Origin of the sequence: Prevotella pallens ATCC 700821 (genome assembly GCF_000220255.1) — a bacterium.
GTDB classification, from domain to species: Bacteria; Bacteroidota; Bacteroidia; order Bacteroidales; family Bacteroidaceae; genus Prevotella; species Prevotella pallens.
Window position 1 is genome coordinate 1 of sequence record NZ_GL982537.1, and the last position, 755, is coordinate 755.

General features: G+C 48.2%; 1 pseudogene. It reads left to right on the top strand.

Annotation, left to right across the window (positions count from 1 at the left end):
• Nucleotides 1–755, top strand: a pseudogene (locus HMPREF9144_RS13615) (RHS repeat-associated core domain-containing protein); the annotation flags it as partial.

The following is a 755-nucleotide window of genomic DNA, read 5'->3' on the forward strand; positions in this document are numbered from 1 at the left end:
GAGGACAACCGCCTGATGATACTCTCTGACAATGGCAAGACGAGTCGATATACTTACAATGCTGCTGGTGAACGTATCATGAAGAGTTATGGCACAATGGAGGGTGTGCACATCAATGGTGCGCCACAAGGTATCACGTTCCATGAGACAGATAACTTCACGCTTTATCCTGCAAGTATCCTCTCTGTTAACAAGAACCGCTTTACGAAGCATTACTTTATTGGTGACAAACGAATCGCTTCAAGGATAGGTACGGGTATGTTCAACAACGTCTATGGACGTAACGGCTGGTCAGCAGGACTATGCTGAGCGTATGAATCAGATACAAACACAGAAGGAGGCATACTATAAAAAGGTGGGTATAGCCCCTGGTGTACCGACAGAGAAGGGGGCGTATGGTGATCTGGAGAACACGGGTGTTGGTTATAATGCGTCCTTACCGAACTCGGCAATCATGATGTGCCACAGGGTTGGATTCAGACTCCACGCCCCAACACCACACCGAATACTAACCCCGGTCCACCTGTAAGCTGGAATGACCCGAGTAACCCTGATGACCCGCAGGCAGGTTATGGTTACATTGCCAACGATACTACGAAGGAGGAAACCTTCTTCTATCACAGTGACCACCTCGGCTCAACGTCTTACATCACGGACGACAAAGCTAACATCACTCAGTATGATGCTTACCTGCCATACGGTGAACTGTTGGTTGACGAACATAGTAGCAGCGAGAACATGCCCTACAAGTTCAA